23 protein-coding genes are annotated in these 17,984 nt (G+C 40.8%); 10 read left to right on the top strand and 13 right to left on the bottom strand.

Annotated elements, in window-relative coordinates:
- Position 1: 1 nt before the first annotated feature.
- The 3 genes from hemH to MHB41_RS05005 all read right to left on the bottom strand — a co-directional run bounded on the left by hemH (position 2) and on the right by MHB41_RS05005 (position 4,292).
- Complete coding sequence (gene hemH, locus MHB41_RS05015; protein WP_024426557.1) at positions 2-940, bottom strand: ferrochelatase; 939 nt, start codon at positions 938-940, stop codon at positions 2-4.
- Between the two features lie 32 nt (positions 941-972).
- Complete coding sequence (gene hemE / locus MHB41_RS05010) at positions 973-2,031, bottom strand: uroporphyrinogen decarboxylase (protein WP_024425464.1); 1,059 nt, start codon at positions 2,029-2,031, stop codon at positions 973-975.
- A 125-nt stretch (positions 2,032-2,156) separates the two neighbouring features.
- Positions 2,157-4,292, bottom strand: a complete 2,136-nt coding sequence (locus tag MHB41_RS05005; RefSeq protein ID WP_340899059.1) for a PBP1A family penicillin-binding protein — start codon at positions 4,290-4,292, stop codon at positions 2,157-2,159.
- Positions 4,293-4,419: 127 nt separating this feature from the next.
- Between MHB41_RS05005 and MHB41_RS05000 the strand changes: the two genes are divergently transcribed.
- Positions 4,420-4,905: an antibiotic biosynthesis monooxygenase gene (locus tag MHB41_RS05000; RefSeq protein ID WP_024425462.1), complete on the top strand. Its 486-nt coding sequence runs from the start codon at positions 4,420-4,422 to the stop codon at positions 4,903-4,905.
- 64 nt (positions 4,906-4,969) lie between these two features.
- Here MHB41_RS05000 and MHB41_RS04995 read toward each other — a convergent pair whose 3' ends face one another.
- The gene (locus MHB41_RS04995; protein ID WP_225315487.1) at positions 4,970-5,257 is read right to left on the bottom strand and encodes a hypothetical protein; all 288 of its coding nucleotides are present in this window, start codon (positions 5,255-5,257) and stop codon (positions 4,970-4,972) included.
- 148 nt (positions 5,258-5,405) lie between these two features.
- Here MHB41_RS04995 and MHB41_RS04990 point away from each other — a divergent pair, with 148 nt between their 5' ends.
- Positions 5,406-6,593: a M20 family metallopeptidase gene (locus MHB41_RS04990; protein ID WP_340899061.1), complete on the top strand. Its 1,188-nt coding sequence runs from the start codon at positions 5,406-5,408 to the stop codon at positions 6,591-6,593.
- A gap of 27 nt (positions 6,594-6,620) precedes the next feature.
- Here the strand turns inward: MHB41_RS04990 and MHB41_RS04985 are convergent, their stop codons facing one another.
- Genes MHB41_RS04985 through MHB41_RS04975 form a run of 3 tightly spaced genes read right to left on the bottom strand, consistent with a single transcriptional unit; the run spans position 6,621 to position 9,327 of the window.
- Positions 6,621-7,328: an EcsC family protein gene (locus tag MHB41_RS04985; RefSeq protein ID WP_046310440.1), complete on the bottom strand. Its 708-nt coding sequence runs from the start codon at positions 7,326-7,328 to the stop codon at positions 6,621-6,623.
- A 45-nt stretch (positions 7,329-7,373) separates the two neighbouring features.
- Positions 7,374-8,594, bottom strand: a complete 1,221-nt coding sequence (locus MHB41_RS04980) for an ABC transporter permease (protein WP_340899063.1) — start codon at positions 8,592-8,594, stop codon at positions 7,374-7,376.
- Complete coding sequence (locus MHB41_RS04975; RefSeq protein WP_217008512.1) at positions 8,587-9,327, bottom strand: ABC transporter ATP-binding protein; 741 nt, start codon at positions 9,325-9,327, stop codon at positions 8,587-8,589. Before MHB41_RS04975 ends, MHB41_RS04980 begins: the two co-directional genes overlap by 8 nt.
- Positions 9,328-9,813: 486 nt before the next feature.
- Between MHB41_RS04975 and MHB41_RS04970 the strand changes: the two genes are divergently transcribed.
- The 3 genes from MHB41_RS04970 (at position 9,814) to MHB41_RS04960 (ending at position 12,127) form a co-directional block, all read left to right on the top strand.
- Complete coding sequence (locus MHB41_RS04970; protein WP_024425457.1) at positions 9,814-10,242, top strand: HIT family protein; 429 nt, start codon at positions 9,814-9,816, stop codon at positions 10,240-10,242.
- Between the two features lie 159 nt (positions 10,243-10,401).
- Complete coding sequence (serC, locus tag MHB41_RS04965) at positions 10,402-11,481, top strand: 3-phosphoserine/phosphohydroxythreonine transaminase (protein ID WP_034282206.1); 1,080 nt, start codon at positions 10,402-10,404, stop codon at positions 11,479-11,481.
- 127 nt (positions 11,482-11,608) lie between these two features.
- On the top strand, positions 11,609-12,127 hold the full coding sequence (locus MHB41_RS04960) for a tryptophan transporter (RefSeq protein ID WP_024425455.1): 519 nt from the start codon (positions 11,609-11,611) through the stop codon (positions 12,125-12,127).
- Positions 12,128-12,380: 253 nt separating this feature from the next.
- Here MHB41_RS04960 and MHB41_RS04955 read toward each other — a convergent pair whose 3' ends face one another.
- Complete coding sequence (locus MHB41_RS04955) at positions 12,381-12,572, bottom strand: hypothetical protein (RefSeq protein WP_024425454.1); 192 nt, start codon at positions 12,570-12,572, stop codon at positions 12,381-12,383.
- Positions 12,573-12,700: 128 nt separating this feature from the next.
- Here MHB41_RS04955 and MHB41_RS04950 point away from each other — a divergent pair, with 128 nt between their 5' ends.
- Complete coding sequence (locus tag MHB41_RS04950; protein ID WP_024425453.1) at positions 12,701-13,057, top strand: YtxH domain-containing protein; 357 nt, start codon at positions 12,701-12,703, stop codon at positions 13,055-13,057.
- Between the two features lie 187 nt (positions 13,058-13,244).
- Positions 13,245-13,865, top strand: coding sequence for an HTH-type transcriptional regulator Hpr (locus MHB41_RS04945; protein ID WP_024425452.1), 621 nt, complete (start codon positions 13,245-13,247; stop codon positions 13,863-13,865).
- Here MHB41_RS04945 and MHB41_RS04940 read toward each other — a convergent pair.
- The gene (locus MHB41_RS04940; protein ID WP_070325666.1) at positions 13,843-14,187 is read right to left on the bottom strand and encodes a YhaI family protein; all 345 of its coding nucleotides are present in this window, start codon (positions 14,185-14,187) and stop codon (positions 13,843-13,845) included. The genes MHB41_RS04945 and MHB41_RS04940 overlap by 23 nt on opposite strands.
- Before the next feature lie 232 nt (positions 14,188-14,419).
- Here MHB41_RS04940 and MHB41_RS04935 point away from each other — a divergent pair, with 232 nt between their 5' ends.
- The gene (locus tag MHB41_RS04935; RefSeq protein ID WP_034282208.1) at positions 14,420-14,941 is read left to right on the top strand and encodes a DUF3267 domain-containing protein; all 522 of its coding nucleotides are present in this window, start codon (positions 14,420-14,422) and stop codon (positions 14,939-14,941) included.
- An 82-nt stretch (positions 14,942-15,023) separates the two neighbouring features.
- The gene (locus MHB41_RS04930; RefSeq protein WP_072368131.1) at positions 15,024-15,209 is read left to right on the top strand and encodes a hypothetical protein; all 186 of its coding nucleotides are present in this window, start codon (positions 15,024-15,026) and stop codon (positions 15,207-15,209) included.
- Positions 15,210-15,260: 51 nt separating this feature from the next.
- Here MHB41_RS04930 and MHB41_RS04925 read toward each other — a convergent pair whose 3' ends face one another.
- Positions 15,261-15,350: a YjcZ family sporulation protein gene (locus MHB41_RS04925; protein ID WP_017360317.1), complete on the bottom strand. Its 90-nt coding sequence runs from the start codon at positions 15,348-15,350 to the stop codon at positions 15,261-15,263.
- 145 nt (positions 15,351-15,495) lie between these two features.
- Positions 15,496-15,582: a YjcZ family sporulation protein gene (locus MHB41_RS04920; protein WP_008361129.1), complete on the bottom strand. Its 87-nt coding sequence runs from the start codon at positions 15,580-15,582 to the stop codon at positions 15,496-15,498.
- A gap of 161 nt (positions 15,583-15,743) precedes the next feature.
- Here MHB41_RS04920 and MHB41_RS04915 point away from each other — a divergent pair, with 161 nt between their 5' ends.
- Positions 15,744-16,628, top strand: coding sequence for a peptidylprolyl isomerase (locus MHB41_RS04915; protein ID WP_041117009.1), 885 nt, complete (start codon positions 15,744-15,746; stop codon positions 16,626-16,628).
- A 53-nt stretch (positions 16,629-16,681) separates the two neighbouring features.
- Here MHB41_RS04915 and MHB41_RS04910 read toward each other — a convergent pair whose 3' ends face one another.
- Both MHB41_RS04910 and yhaM read right to left on the bottom strand, forming a co-directional pair.
- Positions 16,682-16,912: a sporulation YhaL family protein gene (locus MHB41_RS04910; protein WP_041089925.1), complete on the bottom strand. Its 231-nt coding sequence runs from the start codon at positions 16,910-16,912 to the stop codon at positions 16,682-16,684.
- Between the two features lie 117 nt (positions 16,913-17,029).
- Entirely contained in the window at positions 17,030-17,977 is a 948-nt protein-coding gene (gene yhaM, locus MHB41_RS04905; RefSeq protein WP_024425447.1) for a 3'-5' exoribonuclease YhaM, read from the bottom strand.
- Positions 17,978-17,984: the final 7 nt, after the last annotated feature.

Genomic DNA, 17,984 nt, shown 5'->3' with positions numbered 1-17,984 from the left:
ATTACTTGCTTTCGTCAAGCTTCTTTAATACGACAGTTGCGAGGGCATCAATAAATGCTGGTTTCGCATTTGGCATTTCTGGACGATAGTAGGCTGCACCGATTTCATCTGTCACGACTTTACATTCATAATCGTTGTCGTATAACACTTCAAGATGGTCAGCGACAAATCCAACAGGCACATATACGAACGTTTTATAGCCTTTTTGTTCGAATAGGTCCCGTGTTAAGTCTTGAACGTCTGGTCCAAGCCATGGATCAGGCGTGTTGCCTTCACTTTGCCAGCCAATTTCATAATGTTCAATTCCTGCACCTTCTGCAATCATTTTGGCAGATTGTGCGAGCTGATCAGGATATGGATCTCCTGCTGCAATAATCTTTTCAGGAAGGCTGTGTGCAGACACAATGAGTACGGCTGATTCTCTTTCCTCTTCACTCATCGATGCATACGTATCCTTCACTTGTTTCACCCAATAGTCCACAAACTTCGGCTCATCGTACCAGCTTTCCACAGACGTAATCTTCAGATTGCCAAGCTTGTCTGCCTCATCTTGTGCACGCTTGTTATACGATTTCACGCTAAAGGTTGAAAAATGCGGCGCAAGAACAATACTCACTGCTTCTGTGATGCCGTCCTTGTGCATCTCTGCAACTGCATCCTCAATGAACGGCTCAATATGCTTTAAGCCAATGTAGACATGAAATTCAATGTCGTCTTGGATGTCGTTCAAATGATCACACAAACCATTTGCCTGCTGTTCGGTAATTTTTGATAAAGGAGAAATACCGCCGATTGCCTTGTAGCGATCCTTCAAATCTTGCAGCATCTCTGGCTCCGGCTTTCTGCCTCTGCGGATATGTGTATAATAACGCTCAATATCTTCTTCTTTATATGGGGTGCCATATGCCATGACAAGAAGTCCCATTTTCTTTTTCTCCACAACCAACACTCCTTCAGATCATTTGAAATAGTTTAGATGGATGATTTTTTATGTTTCGCTGAATAATCGTGAATAAAATCTGTCAGCTTCTTTAACGTATCTGGTGAAACATCTGGAAATACCCCATGACCTAAGTTAAAGATAAAGTGATCTGATTTCATTCCTTGATCTAAAATATCTTTTGCTCTCTCTTCAATGACTTCCCAAGGAGCAAGTAAAATGGTTGGATCAAGGTTCCCCTGTAACGTTTTTGTGAGCCCTTCTTTTCTTGCTTCGTCTACACTCATACGCCAATCCAGTCCAACCACATCAAGCGGCAGGTCATGCCAGTCTTTCGCTAAATGGCTTGCACCAACTCCATACATGATCATTGGGACGTTTTCAGACTTCAGCTCTGTGAAAATTCGCTGCATGACAGGCTTAATGAATGTCCGGTAATCTGCTGCATTTAAAGCACCAACCCATGAATCGAAAATTTGAAATGCACTGACCCCGGCTTTTACCTGCGCGCGTATGTACGTAATCGTCATATCAGCTAACTTGTTCATAAGCAGCATCCACGCCTCAGGATCACTGTACATCAGTGCCTTTGTTTTATGATAATTTTTAGATGGGCCGCCTTCAATCATATAGCTTGCCATCGTAAATGGTGCGCCAGCAAAACCGATAAGCGGAACATTCAGCTGCTCCTTCGTTAAAAGCTGAATGGTATCAAGCACATATGGCAGGTCTTCTTCAGGATGAAGTTCCCCAAGACGTTCGATATCTGCTTTAGATCGAATCGGTGCATCAATCACAGGTCCAATTCCATTTTTAATTTCTACGTCCACTCCAATAGCCGGAAGCGGGGTCATAATATCTTTATATAAAATAGCGGCATCTACACCATATTGTTCTACAGGAAGTCTTGTTACATAAGCACATAACTCTGGCTGATGCGTAATTTCAAATAGCCCGTATTTTTCTTTAAGGGCACGATATTCAGGCTGTGAGCGTCCTGCCTGTCTCATATACCAAACTGGTACATGGTCTGTTTTTTCCCCTTTACACGCCTTTAAGAACGTGTCATTAAAAACCTTCGTTTTTCCCATTACCTTTCATTCCACCTTTCGCCTTATACTCTCTTTTTGTACAAGGCTCAAACCTGCTTTTACTATACCGTTTTTTCAAGGCACGGTATACTAAAGCGGCTCAATGTTCAAAAAATCGCCGAATATTAACGTCCAAAAGCCTCTGGCTTGACATATGGACTGCCTTCTCCTTCTTCTTGCGTTTGGGTATTATATGGAACAACCTTATACTCTGCATTTGAAAATACATTGGCATACGGCATTGTATAGCTGCCCACGCCTGTCACTGTGTCGATCAGCGTCTCGCTTCCATTTCTCTTTTCATAGATACGGTATTCAACGCGTTTATCCTCTTGATTGTCCCAAGACAGCTCTAATGTAAACAATCCTTTGATTTTAAACGCATAGCGGGCTTCAAATCCTGATAGTCCCTCTAAATGGATAGGCGACTCGAGCTCTTTTATCCCCTCTGGTTTTTCAAACGTTTCATTGGTGATTTGAGCTGCTGTTAAAATATCTTTAAACAGCTGCACCGGGAATTGACTGCCGCCGGTTAAATAGTGACTGTTATCGGTTTTGTCATACCCCATCCAAATCGCACCCGTTGTACTAGGCGTATAGCCGGCAAACCAAGCATCCTTTGTTGCACCTTTCACACCTGAATATGTGGTCGTACCTGTCTTACCTGCTAAATCTCCAGCGTATGAACCGCTCTGGGCTGTCCCGCCTTTGACGACTTGCTGAAGCATTCTTGTCATATTCCAAGCATTCTGCACGCTAAACACTCGTTCTTGCTTACCACGATTCTTTTCTACAGTTTCTCCTTCATCATTGGTGATTTTCTGAATGAAGAAAGGCTTTTTATATACGCCTTCATTTGCAAATGTATGGAAGGCTCCAGCGATCTGTAATGGAGAAACTCCTTTTTCTAAACCGCCAAGCGCCATGGCTAGTCCTTTATCCGAGATATCTATCCCCATTTTCTCAAGATATGATTTCGACGTGTCAATGCCCAGCTTGCTTAACGTCCACACAGCAGCGGTATTTTTACTTTTCATGAGGGCATCCACCATTGTGACCCTTCCTTCATACTGCCCATCGTAATTCTTTGGTGAATAGCCGTCATGGCTTTTTTCTTTGTCTTCAAGCAATGAATAAGGTCGGAATTTTTTCTCCTGCATTGCCGGACCGTAGACCGCAATCGGCTTAAAAACAGATCCAGGCTGCCTAACAGCTGTCACCCTGTTGTAGCCTCTCGCCTGATATTCTCGTCCACCGATGGCTGCTTTCACTCCACCAGACTCGTTATCAATGAATACGGCGCTGCCTTCCGGAGAACCGCTTTTTCCCGGGAAATAACGGTTGTTCTTCATCGCATCATATGCGGTTTTTTGCAGATTCATATCAATCGGAACTGTAATGGTATAGCCGCCTTGAAGCAATTGTTCATGTGAAATGGCATACTCTGACTCTGCTTCTTTAATGATGAGATCAACATAGCTGTCCACCCAAGGCGTTTCTGATTTCTTTTTCAAATGAATACCTAGTGTTCTCCCTTTTGCTTCTACTGTTTCTGTTGAAGACAAATATCCTTGTTCATTCATTAAATTCAGGATGGTGTCCCGCCTTTGTTTATTTTTATCAGGGTGTAAAACAGGCGAGTAAGAAGATGGTGCCTTTGGCATCGCAGCAAGTGAAGCACCTTCGCTGACCGTTAAATCTTTGACATCCTTACTAAAGTAATAATTGGCTGCTGCCTGAATACCATAAACACCATGGCCAAAGTATAGCTGATTCAAATACATCTCAAGCAGCTTATCCTTTGAATAATCTCTTTCTAAGTTAATGGCAATAATGACTTCTTTTGTTTTTCGAAGAAAGGTTTTGTCATTTGTGAGAAAAATATTTTTTGCGAGCTGCTGGGTGATTGTACTGCCGCCCTCTACCTTCCCTCCTGCTAATATATCTCGATAAACCGCCCTTGAAATAGACTGTGCATCAATGCCGTGATGCTCATAAAAACGCTTGTCCTCAACAGCCACAAAAGCTTTTGCTACTTTTTCAGGCACCTCTTTTAATGACACAGGATCCCGATTTTCTGAATACATGCTTGTGAGTTCTTTTCCATTCTGATCAATGATTTTGGAGGAAGCGTGAAAAACAAGCTTCTTTTCATCTATGACATAATGTCCTAAAAATAAAATCGTCAGATAGCCAATAAATGAGAGTACGATGGTACTTCCTGCAATGACTAATGGAATGATTATCTTCTTTTTCTTCAAATTAGGTCACCTCATTCCTTTATACGGATAGTATGGGATGTATTGCTTCATAATATGTTTTATGGATTGACTGCCAAAGAATTATATATCATTCTTTTGTTATACTATCAAGCAGGAGGCGGTTTAGATGAATTTCTATATTACATATGGAACAGCAGATTTTTTGCATAAAATCGCAAAGAAACACCATCTGGAAAATCTGCTTTATATGGTCGGGAAAGAACAAGCAGCTCTTTTTCATGAAACGGAGGGTGAGACTGTATTTAAAGCCCCTCATGCCTATGATGTGATTTATGCGAAAGGCGAGCTTGTCCAATCTGGTTTCGTCACCTTGAATCATATCCCTGTTAAGCTTGAAAGCAGAGCACTGTTTGAATCCACCTTTCAGAAAAAGACGAACATCTCAGAACATCAGCGCGGCTTCCAGGCTATTCGCGTTTTAAGACCGCAAAAAGATGAAGAAGTTTATTTGATTTTGACACTTTGGGAATCAGAGGACTTATTTCAAGACTTTCAAGAATCAGAAGCATTCTTTCAGCCACACGAGGATACAGGCTCCATTTTCTCTCGTCCAGCTTACCTCACATCCTACCATGCCGTCACAGACAATTAAGGAAGTGCTGCTCTCAGCACTTCTTTTTTTCATCAAAAAAAGCCCAGTCGATGGGCTCTTCATTTTATGAGCTTGATTTCAGCTCGTACCGATGAATGATCGGCTGAAGCACATAGAAATTCAGCAATATCCAACCTAATAAGACCGGCCACTTCAACATAGGTGAAGCACCTTTCAATTGAATCAGCAGCACCAATAACGGAATCAAGCAGATCATGAAAAAACTCATTTTTGAGACAAATGTTTCTTTGATTTGATGCCGGCAGCTTGGACACATCATCATTTTCGTATGTGATAAATGAAATTTTTCGACGAAAGAAAATGTTTTTGAACAATTTGGACAGCTTCCCAACGCTACTCCTCCCTTTCCCTGCTTCATATCAACTTCGACTTTTATGTAAAATGACCTTTTGATACTGACCACGAAATCCTCTTCTGTTGAAAGATTCTAACAATTACCATACAATCAGTAAAAGAGCATGAAGGAGGTTTTCGATTCAATGACAATATCCACTTTACAAAAAAGCATCAATGAACGTCTTGATGAACATTATGAGGAAATGGTTGAAATTAGACGCCATCTCCATATGAATCCTGAACTTTCTTTTCAGGAAGAAGAAACAGCCGCTTTCATCGCCAGCTACTATGATACATTACAAATACCTACGCGCACCAAGGTGGGCGGTCATGGCGTACTCGCTTTTATTGAAGGAGCTTCTCCGGGACCAACCATTGCCCTCAGAGCTGATTTTGATGCACTTCCCATCCACGATGAAAAAGATGTACCTTACAAATCAACAAAGCCTGGTGTGATGCATGCGTGCGGTCACGATGGGCATACTGCGACACTTCTTGTATTAGCAAAAGTCTTGCATACGCATCGTGATCAATTAAAAGGAAAGATCGTCCTCATTCATCAGCATGCGGAGGAATATGCTCCCGGCGGTGCAAAACCAATGATTGAAAACGGCTGTTTAGACGGTGTCGATGTGATATTCGGTACGCACCTTTGGTCTTCAGAGCCTTGTGGCACGATTCTTTATAAAAGCGGGAACTTTATGGCAGCGGCCGATCGTTTCTCCATTCAAGTCCAAGGGAAAGGCGGACACGGCGCTCAGCCTCATTTAACAAAAGATGCCGTACTCATCGGTTCACAAATCGTCGCAAACCTGCAGCAAGTCGTTGCACGTAAAGTCAATCCGATTGATTCTGCTGTTGTTTCTGTTGGAGGTTTTGTAGCAGAGAATGCCTTTAACGTTATTGCAGATTCAGCTGTTTTAACTGGTACTGCACGATCCTTTGAAGAAAGTGCACGGCATATTATCGAACGAGAAATTGAACAGGTGGTAAAAGGGGTATGCCAGATGCATGATGCTGCCTACACATATGAGTACGTCAGAGGATACCCTGCTGTCAAAAACCATCCAAAGCCGACTGAATATATTGCTGGCATCGCAAACCAGACAGAAGGTGTCACAGAAGTAAAAGAAGCGGAAACCCAAATGGGCGGAGAAGACTTTGCTTACTACCTTCAGCATGTCCCTGGTACCTTCTTCTACACAGGCGCCATGCCCGAAAACAGCCAGGACGTGTATCCACATCATCATCCAAAGTTTGATATCAACGAAAAAGCAATGCCTATCGCAGCAAAGGTACTCGCGAACACTGTTCTTTCCTACAATGAATAAAAAAAGCCGCTGTCATCAGCGGCTTTTCTATTTCATTTCTTTCAATATTCGCAAGTGAAACACATGGCGTGCGACCTCTCCGAGCTGTCCTGTCAGCTGATGATTCGCCACCCCGCCAACAGCGGCTCCGACGACCGGCATTAATTGAAACAGCTTTACAAGATCAATGTAATCTCGATACTCTTGCTGAAAGCTGTACCAATCCATTTCCTCGCGGCTCGTTTCCCAATCATCTATGATCTTCATCATTTTTTGACGATGGGCACTGCTGGAAAAGGCGAGCTGAAATATACAGAGCAAAAAGAGTCTTTCCTCCTTTTGAGATAAATCAAAGCCATAAATACACGCCAGCTCATAAAGACATTTCATTTTTATGCTTAACAGCAGCGGAAAGTCTGCCATTCCGAGGAATAAACCGCCTGCACCTGTTCCAACCCCTTCGATAGCTGCCGCCTTTTGGTAATACTTCACTTTATCCTTTGCCAGTTCATTTCGTTCTACAATAGATAATTGTTCATCAATCACTGAAAATGAAGTAAAGTGTGATCCTGATACGGTGGATTCAACCATTGTTTTGACTGCACTTGTGATGACTTGATGAAACCTTGCAGGAATTCGGCGGTTCACATGCTGCTGAACTCCTTTTGAAAACCGTTCGATCTTTGAAGGTTTTCTTAAAAAACGTGTTTGAAAAAGAATGGCTTCTTCATACAACTCTCGTTCAGCTGCATTCATCCGGTTCCCTCCTTGATGTCATCATACGCTCGCTGTAATCTCCACTTATCTCATCTTTTTTAACCTGCTTTGTACGTAAGGCTTAAAGAGGACAAACACAAATGCTAAAGAAATAAGAAAGGCAAGTCCGCTTCCCTGCCAGCCTCCCGCTGGAAGTACCGCACAGCTCAGCAAGATTGATTGGATGATCAGCACATTACGGACGAGAACAAAAAAGCTTCGATCCTTTTCTTTTTGAGAAACTGGATAAAGTGCCTGTAATGAAAGATGAGCAAAGTGCTTCGTTAACGGCACAAGCTGTACACCTGTGATAAATACTGTGAACAAGACAAGTAACGCACCCACCCAGCCTGCTGCACCTGTATACAAAATAATCAGGACAAACACGGCCGTTAATCTTAAAACGAGACCAAAATAGTCATTTGAGCGTACAAACGCCCTCACATACATATAAGAAAAAGTTTTACGCTGATCGTAAGGAACAAACTTCATAAGCCAATCCATGTATGCTCTTCTTTTCACCTGTTTCTTTAAGTGAGGCACATCTGTAAATAAGTTTGCTAAACGATAAAAGCGCTGCTTCCGTTTTAATTCATCAGAAATATGCATTTCCCATTGAAAGGGCTGTTTTTTCACTGCATTTGTTAAGTAGACGAGATAGACACCGTAGATAAGATAAAAAACGATTGCAATCACATAGGCTGCCTGTAAGACGGTGTAGATCAGCATCATATTTAATAGAAAACGAAGGGCTGCATCGAGCCATCTCACGTGTTTTCCTTGAAAATATGTGATTCTCCATTGAATGGCTGTATTCAGGCCCTTTATTAAGATCATTTGCGCCAGTATCAGCACATACCCCGTGATGCCTCCTGAAGACACCGCCGAATAAAGAGGAAGTGCGACAATGGATACAGCAATGAGAGGAAACAGCTGAGAAATGAAGCTAAAATTAAACGCTTGTTTTAGGTAAGGCTCCATCTTCCCTTCCAAAGGAAGCAAAAACACGAGATCGGCTTCTTTAATCAACGTACGTACATATGAGCTTGTGAGTACCAATGAGAAAACAACTGCCATCACCCAGTAGGATGGGAAGTGAGCCGGAATATGTTTAAGCCAGCTGCTGTACCAGCTTGCTCCGCCTGCAAGGAAAAAAATGAGCACAATGACAAGATGATCGTTGAACATGTATTTTAAGTATTTTCTTGTTTCTTGTACGTGTTCCTCTAGTCTTGATTTCCAAATGGTTTGTGTTGTTTTACTCATAGCTTTCTTCCTTTGTTAATTCCAAATAAAGATCATCGAGTGTCGCATCTCTCATATTGAACTGTTCTCTCAGCTCTGCCAGCGTTCCTTTCGCTCTGATTTCCCCTTCGTGCAAAATAATGAAGGAATCACAATAGCGCTCAGCTGTCGCTAAAATATGCGTTGACATCAGGACACTAGCGCCGCTTTTCTTCGCAGCATTCATCCGTTCAAGCAGTGCATTGATTGCAAGAGGATCAAGCCCTAAAAACGGTTCATCGATGATATACAGCTCTGGTTCCACAAGGAATGCACACATAATCATGACCTTCTGCTTCATTCCTTTTGAAAAATGAGCAGGGAACCATTTCAGCCGTTTCTCCATTCGAAATTCTTTCAGCAATGATGGCAGGCGTTCTTCTAATTGTTCCTTTGATAGACCGTACGCCATCGCTGTCAGCTCTAAATGCTCTTTTAACGTTAATTCTTCATATAAAACAGGTGTTTCAGGAATAAACGTAAATTGTGAACGATACGCCTCTTGGTCGTCTTGAAGAGTTCGTCCATTCAATTCAATGACACCTTTATGCGGTTTCATGAGCCCGATAATATGGCGGATGGTTGTACTTTTCCCCGCCCCGTTTAAGCCAATGAGACCGACGATTTGATTTCTTTCTAATTCAAATGAAATATTTTTTAGAACGGGATTCTTCGTATATCCACCCGTTACATCTTTTACAGTGAGAAGGGACATGAATTCGTTCCTTTCTTTCTTTTTTCCTTTATAGTAACAAAAACGAATGATAATTTGAAATGTTTACCTATAGATGAGTCATGAATAAAAAATAGGCGCTTTGGTCATCATAATGTATGTAGAAGAAATGAACTTGATGACCAATAAGTAAATGAGGTGTTTGTTAAAGGCAAAGAACCGCATGACAAGTTGGTTTTTCATCTAAAAACCTTAGCTTCTGTTTTGCTTCACTGATTCTTGATTTTTGTGTCCTATACAATATGTATACGACAAACCAAAACGTCAAATGAGGTGTTTACGGCAGAAATAGCAGGCATATGAATTCTTTATTTCAGTAAATAAAGAATTCAAAAGGCATTCGAATGAAAGCATCAGCATTTCTTCTGCAGGAGCAGGATGAGCGACCAAAGGAGTTCGCTTGTCCTGTTTTCTTTTTTGCTTCTTTTTGTGATACGATAAAGGAAAAATAATGAGGAGTGACATGGCGTGAGCGACTGCATTTTTTGCAAGATCATTGATGGAGACATTCCATGTGCAAAAGTATATGAAGACGAGCATGTATTGGCTTTTCTTGATATCAGCCAAGTAACAAAAGGACATACCCTTGTAATCCCGAAAATACATAAAGAAAACATCTATGAGATGACACCAGAAGTGTCTAACCACTACTTCCAAGCGATTCCGAAAATTGCAAGGGCGATCAAACAGGAATTTGAACCAATCGGGTTAAACCTCCTGAACAACAACGGTGAAAAAGCCGGACAATCGGTATTCCATTACCATATGCACATCATTCCGCGCTACGGAAAAGGTGATGGCTTTGGTGCCGTATGGAAATCACATCAAGATCAATACACGTCAGAGGATTTAAAAGACATTTCTTCTGCCATCCACACGCGGCTTACCTCATCTTAACAGATGAGGTTTTTCTTATTTTCACCCCTTTTCATCGCTTCCGCCTTTTAATAGTAAGATATTTTGAACGATTCAATTTTTTTGTCCAAATGCTTCAAATTTGTGATAGGATGGTTTTATCTTTTGATCCATTAACGCGAGAAATAGGGAGAGATTGTGATGAAGCGAACGACGAATTTTAATGCTGGTCCGGCGGCATTGCCGCTAGAAGTGCTTCAAAAAGCACAGGAAGAACTTGTTGATTTTAAACAAACTGGGATGTCTGTGATGGAGCTTTCTCATCGCAGCGGTGAATATGAAGCAGTCCACAATAAAGCAAAAGCGCTTTTAGTGGAACTGATGGACATTCCAGAAGATTATGAAGTCCTCTTTTTACAAGGCGGAGCTAGTCTTCAATTTGCGATGATTCCTATGAACTTCTTACATGAAGGCGAAACAGCTCATTTCATTCAAACAGGCGCTTGGTCAGAAAAAGCATTGTCAGAAGCAAAAGGGTTTGGTCAGACATCTGTGCTTGCTTCAAGTGAAGATGACAACTACTCGTATATTCCAGAAGTAGATGCATCCGGTTTAACAGATGGCGCTTACTTACATATCACATCGAACAATACAATCTTCGGCACTCAGTGGAAAACGTTCCCGAACACGTCACTCCCGCTCATTGCGGATATGTCCAGTGATATTCTCAGCAAAAAAATAGACGTTTCTTCATTTGATCTCATCTATGCCGGGGCACAAAAAAACCTAGGGCCTTCAGGTATCACGATTGTGATTGCGCGCAAACGTTTATTAGAGAAAGAGAAAAGCAGCACGCCAAAAATATTAAAATATTCAACACACGCAAAAGCCAATTCTCTTTATCATACACCACCGACTTTTGCGATTTATATGCTGTCACTTGTCCTTGAGCATGTCAAACATGCTGGCGGTGTAGAAGCAGCGGAAAAACGCAATGAACAAAAAGCAGGCATTCTCTATGATACCATTGATCAAAGCGGCGGTTTTTATCAAGGACATGCGCGTGCTGACAGCCGTTCTCATATGAACGTCACCTTTACTCTTCGTGATGATGCACTTACTTCTTCCTTTGTGGAAAAAGCAAAGCAAGAGCAAATGGTTGGACTTGCCGGCCACCGTTCTGTCGGCGGATGCAGAGCATCTATTTACAATGCGGTCTCAATAGAAGACTGCCAAAAGCTTGCGGACTTTATGAAAAAGTTCCAGCAAGAAAATGAGTAAAAAGGCTTTTCTATAGGGAAATAAATTTGTTATAATAACGAAAAATATAAAGTCATGACTCTTGCAATAAATGATGAGCCATATTATTGGAGAGTCCTATAAGAGCTTAGCAGAGGAGAGCATAGAAATGAAAACAAAAGAATTAGTGATTATGTCATTGCTTGCAGCAATGGGCGCTGTTTTGCATACGATTTTCCCGCCCATCTTTTTCGGAATGAAACCTGATATGATGCTGGTCATGATGTTTTTAAGCATCATCCTTTTCCCAAAGGTTCAGCATGTTGTCGTGATTGCGCTAGTGACTGGCGTGATTTCTGCATTAACAACGGGATTCCCAGGCGGACAAATTCCGAATATGATTGATAAACCAGTGACAGCCTTTATCTTCCTAGCCCTTTTCTTATCTTGCTTAAAGATAAAGAACAAAGTGGTGCTGACCGCTGTGTTAACTGCGATTGGAACCATCGTATCCGGTGTGATTTTCCTATCTGCCGCTTTACTGATCACTGGACTGCCAGCTGCATTACCGGCACTTCTTGTGGGCGTGGTCCTGCCAGCAGCCGTGATTAATACCATTGCTATGGTATTTGTCTTCCCAATTGCTCAGTCCATTTTAAGACGTGCAAGAATGATAGAAGTTGCTTAACGAATAACCGAACCTCTTCATGATAGATGAAGAGGTTTCAGATTGTTGACAAAGGGCTAAAATGATCTTGATTTTAGCCCTTTGTCTTCTTTTCAGCGTGATAGAAAACCTTTGAAGTCTAGGAAGGACGAGTACTGGCGCGGAGCGAATTTGATATTCGTGAGCACCAGCACGCAGGACTGACAAAGAATGCGAGGGTTTGTCTACACGCTGGAACCTCTTCATGATAGATGAAGAGGTTTTTTTCATGCTTTTATAAAAGAAAAAGGGTCAGCAGCAAAATGAGGAGCGAAATTCCTGCACCAGCCGCACACACAAGTGCTTTTTGCTTTAATACATGTTTTGGCGGATAAGACCCTGCATACCCAAGCTGTCTTGCATAATGAATAGAACCACCTGTAAAAACGATGACGATACACATAAAAACGAACAGAAAGACAGACAACCTTCTCCCCTCCCTTTTCTTCAAAAGTATGCTAAAATAAAGCAAGCTATGTATGGAAGTTCAATGAAGCTGATCGTCAGCTCAGAGAGAACATGCGAATGTGTAAAATTTGACTAGAGGTGATTTGAATGGCTAGTGGACGTTCTTTATTAACAGGATTATTTGTAGGCGGTCTCCTCGGAGGTGCGGCAGTGCTCCTGACGACTCCCTCTTCTGGCAGAGATGTGCGCGGAAAAGTGAAAGACGGCTATGACAAATTCGAAGATACGCTGACAAAATTAAAAAGAGACGGACAAGCTTTAAAAGAACAAATTGTGGAAACAGCAAAAGAAAGCGCAGAGGTGATTAAAGAAGTCGGGTCTGAATTGCAAACATCGATTCAGCAATGGCGCGAAGAAATCAAACCTCATCAGCAGGACTTACAAAAGGAAATTCAGGAAATTGAAGAAAAGCTCAAACAACTGGAGAAAACCTTACAAAACTAATATACTCACAAAAAAATATTCGTTTACAAAAGTGTGCGGGGTGCGTATCCCGCACTTTTTTTGTTGAAAAAAGGTTATTTTGACAATGTTTTTCATGACTTTTAAAAATTCTTGAATTTTCAGCTTTATTAATCTTTATTTTATTGGCATAATAGAATTACAAGAAAAAGAGAAGTAGGTGAAATGGATGAATCATTCGGAACAGCCTTTCGATGTAAAAGAAGCACTTTTATTCAGTCAAAGAATGGCCCAATTGAGCAAAGCTCTTTGGAAATCCATTGAAAAGGACTGGCAGCAGTGGATCAAACCGTATAACCTAAATATCAATGAACATCATATTTTGTGGATTGCGTATCAATTAAAAGGAGCTTCAATATCAGAAATTGCAAAGTTTGGCGTCATGCATGTATCAACGGCGTTTAACTTCTCCAAGAAACTGGAGGAACGAGGATTTTTAAAATTTTCTAAAAAGTTAAACGATAAACGCAATACGTATATTGAGCTAACGCCAAAAGGCGAAGAGACATTCCATAAACTACTCGAAGATTATGACCCGGCCCGAACTGGTATTGTCAAAGGCGCACAGCCGCTTCATGACATTTACGGAAAGTTCCCTGAGATTTTAGAAATGATGTGTATCATCCGAAACATTTATGGTGAGGATTTCATGGAGATTTTTGAGAAATCGTTTTCAAACATTGAGAAGGACTTTTTGAATGAGCAAGGAAAAGTCACAAAAAAGACTGAGGAACTTGAAAACTCAGCTGAGGCAGCAGAAAAAGCGTCTAAAACAAATCAAATTGTTTAATGATCTTTATAAATTCATTCATTAGCGGCTGAAAGAGCCCTTGATCATGCAAAGCAAATATTGTCTCATGAACATCCAGCTTTTCAATTAACTGTCCCGCAAAGAGCGCAAGGAGATCGTCAAACATGACGTAGCCTTGTGCTTTTTGCTTATCCATTTCCTCTGAAAGCTCAGCACAAATACGCTCAATTTCCTCTGCCTCTTCTTTCGATACACGCTGCCTGATCAATAACGCATAATATGGATAACGGCTCATATCGGCTACCGTCAATAAAAGTTCCATATAATATTCAAGCTGGCTCATTCGTTCCTCAATACTCATGTACGTTCCCTCTTTCTCTTAGTCCTTCTATTTTAGCCGAAATTACTCATTGACGAAAGAGACGAACCTCCCCCTTCTGTTCTTTTTTCTTGAAAAACCCAAAGTTTCCTCTCTTTATTCCATATGAAGGCACCATTTTATTTTTTTTCATCAAAACCATTGATTTTTATCCTCAGGAAGAGTAAATTATCTTGAGATATTCAATTCGATTTTTAGATTGGAAGGATGAAAAATGAATTGTTGGAAGACCATTAATCTTGAAAAGGATTATGGTTATACGAGAATGATGATTTCAGCCATAAGTCTTGCTATCCTTTTTTTCATTATGGCATTTTTATGTTTTCAACTGACTCATCCTGAAACGCGGCTAAGCAGCCATAACGCACCGCTTTTTGCCGTGCTCTTACTTGTGACATTGCTTGTCCACCGTGTGGTTCACTTGATCCCAGTGATGAAAAATAAGAAAAAAATGACGCTATTGATGAAACGAAATTGCTGGCAGCGCGTGCCTAAGAAAGTGATGCTTTTTTCACTTCTCAGCCCGTTTTGTGTCATCTCACCGGTTTACTTTTTGTTAGGCGTGGCGTTTCCTATGTACGCACACTATTTTATCATCATCGCAAGTATACATGCAGGCTATTGTTTGCCTGACTTTTTATTTGCATGGAAGCTGCTCAAAGCACCTAAATCCTGCATCATCGATCAAGCTCAAGACGAGTTTGATATTTTAGTTGACCAAACTTCCTCATCATGAGGTTTTTAAAGCCAACTTCTATCTTTTTCATAAAAAATTTGGTAATGTAGTATGGGAATAGCATAGAGAGGGGGGATCTCCGATAGTTTTATTTTACTTCATCGTCTTTGCCGCGTTTATTGTGTATTCAATAAACAGGCTTACTAATACATTATGCCTTGTCAGAGAGATTCCTGAAGAACGGCAAGATAAGGTGTTTCGCTTTATCAATGTATCGATACTGATCTTACTTATCTCATCATTTGTTGAAATTACCATTTCCATTTAAGATCAAAGCAAAAGCTGCCAGTTTGAGGGCAGCTTTTTGTGTATATTTTCATTAGCAAATCCAAGATGCACCGATGATGATCAATAAAATAAATAATACGACGACTAGTGCAAAACCGCCAGCAAAGACTTCTCCTCCCATGTGAAAACACCTCCTGCCAGTTCTTCCTCTGTTCTAAGCTCAGTGTATGCAGAAAAATAAAAAACGTTTAGGCACCTGTCATCGTTTGAAAAAAGAACCGCCCTCACGCACGGCAGGACGGCTCCCTTCTGTCACAGCGATTTAATTAGTAAAGATATGCTGCACCAACGATGATCAGCAAAATGAATAGCACGACCAATAAAGCAAACCCATTAGAATATCCTGCTCCCATATAATTCAGCCTCCTTTTTGTGATCACTATATGTGTATGTCGCGCGCAATTTTTTGACTAGACGAATGCCCTTCCATTTGCATTTCTTTTTACAGCGTGTCACAATATGTTATGATACAAGCAATGATAAATAAATTGGAAAGATTAGGAGTGTTTTTTGAATGAAAAAAATGGCTTTAGCAGCTGTAACAGCAGTAAGTGTTTTAACTCTTGGCGCATGCAGTAGCGGTGATAAAGATGTGATCGCCACAACAAAATCAGGAGATGTCACAAAAGGAGAACTTTATACTACTCTTAAGAAACAAGCAGGTGGAGATGCTTTAAACCTACTTGTTCAACAAAAGGTTCTTGCTGACAAATACAAAGTATCTGATAAAGAAATTGATAAGAAATTGGAAGAATATAAAAAGACACTTGGTGAAGATCGTTTAAAACAGCTTCAAGATGAATTCGGTAAAGATTACATCAAAGATCAAGTGAAATATGAGCTGCTGACTCAAAAGGCTGCCAAAGCTAACATCAAAATCACTGATAAAGAAGTAAAATCGTATTACGATGACCTTAAAGGAAAAATCCGCGCAAGTCACATTTTAGTAGCTGATAAGAAAACAGCTGACGAAGTGGAAAAGAAATTAGATAAAGGTGAAAAATGGGATGCCCTTGTCTCTGAATATTCAACTGATACTGCTTCAGCAGCACAAGGCGGCGATGTAGGCTGGTTCGCAAAAGAAGGCCAAATGGACGAGAACTTCAGCAAAGCTGCTTTCAAACTAAAAGTAAATGAAATCAGCAAGCCAGTAAAATCCCAATTCGGCTACCATATCATTAAAAAGACTGAAGAACGCGGTAAATATGATGACATGAAAGCGGACTTGAAAAAAGAACTGCTTGACCAAAAACAAGCAGACACAAATGAAATCCAAAACATCTTAAACAAATTAGTAAAAGATGCTGATGTGAAAGTAAAAGATAAAGAGCTTCAAAAAACGTTCAAAGAAAAATCTGAACAGCCTGCACAAAATCAGCAGCCTCAACAAGGCCAGTAATCACAAAAAAACCCTCTGCCGTCATCGTGCAGAGGGGTTTTTGTATGACGAGATTAAGCAATCGAATGATCTTCATGTGCCGCAGTATCCTGCGATCTTTTCACCTGCTGATCCTGACGTCTGCGCTCTCTTTCCTGTTCCATTCGCTCGATAAAAATTTCTCCTTCCTTTTCAATAAAGGATTGATCAATCTCTTGCTCCTCTTTGGCTGTTGTCATTAATTTATACGCACAGAAAATAATGCCGATGATACATGCATACACCCACCACGGAAAAAACAACATTTTTTCATCGCCTCCTTTTCTTAAGGACATTCCTCTCTTCCTTTGTGTTACATGCTTATGCGAAAAGAAGACAAGTTATGAAAAAAAACGCCCGCATAAACGGACGTTTTGACATGATTATTCGTGATGGAAGGTTGGTTTATAAAACGAACGATTCTCAAGTGCAAAAATACGTTCTGTATATTCTCCTGGTTTCACATGCTCAAGCGCACGATCCATCATGTTCATTTTCGCATCTAAATTATCAATATAGTGGAGAATTTCAGCTTCTTTTACCATTGGTGGTTTCGGGCTGCCCCATTCTCCTTTTCCATGATGACTCAGGACTAAGTGCTGTAAAATGAGAATTTCCTCTGAATCAATGCTAAGCTCTTCCGCAGCTTTCGCAATTTCTGTCACCATAATGGAAATGTGGCCAATTAAATTCCCTTCCACAGTATATGTCGTGGAGACTGGGCCCGAAAGCTCTTTGACTTTCCCTAAATCATGAAGAATGATACCTGAATATAAAAGATCTCGATCTAGTGATGGATATAGGTCAACAATGGATTTTGCTAAATGCAGCATAGACACGACGTGGTAGGCGAGTCCAGAGACAAATTCGTGATGATTTTTTGTCGCTGCTGGATAATCAGCAAATTCCTGTCCATATTTCTTCAGCAAATGCCTTGTAACACGCTGAATATTAGGGTTTTTCATATCAAAGATATATTGCATAATCGTATCCATCATATCGTGTTTTGGAATAGGAGCTGTTTCGAGAAAGTCATCAATTCGAATTTGCTCGTTTTCAGCAACAGGGCGTATATTCCTAAGCTTCAGCTGATTCCTCCCGCGATAATGATGAATGTCGCCTACTACCTTCACGATGGTTTGCGGTCCATAGGTGATTTCATCATTCTGCTTTGCATCCCATAGTTTCGCCTCAATATCTCCACTTTGATCTTGAAGAATGAGCGTTAAAAATGGTTTGCCATTACTTGCAATTCCTTTAGTAGATGATTTAATTAATAAATGCAGGTCAACTTGTTCGCCGACATCATAGGTCATGATCCCTTTAGCCATTCAATAA

It is taken from the genome of Bacillus sp. FSL H7-0578 (assembly GCF_038630855.1).
Taxonomy (GTDB): Bacteria; Bacillota; Bacilli; order Bacillales; family Bacillaceae; genus Bacillus; species Bacillus safensis.
Note: the sequence above shows the minus strand (reverse complement) of the source record. Positions and strands in the feature narration are given on the sequence as shown.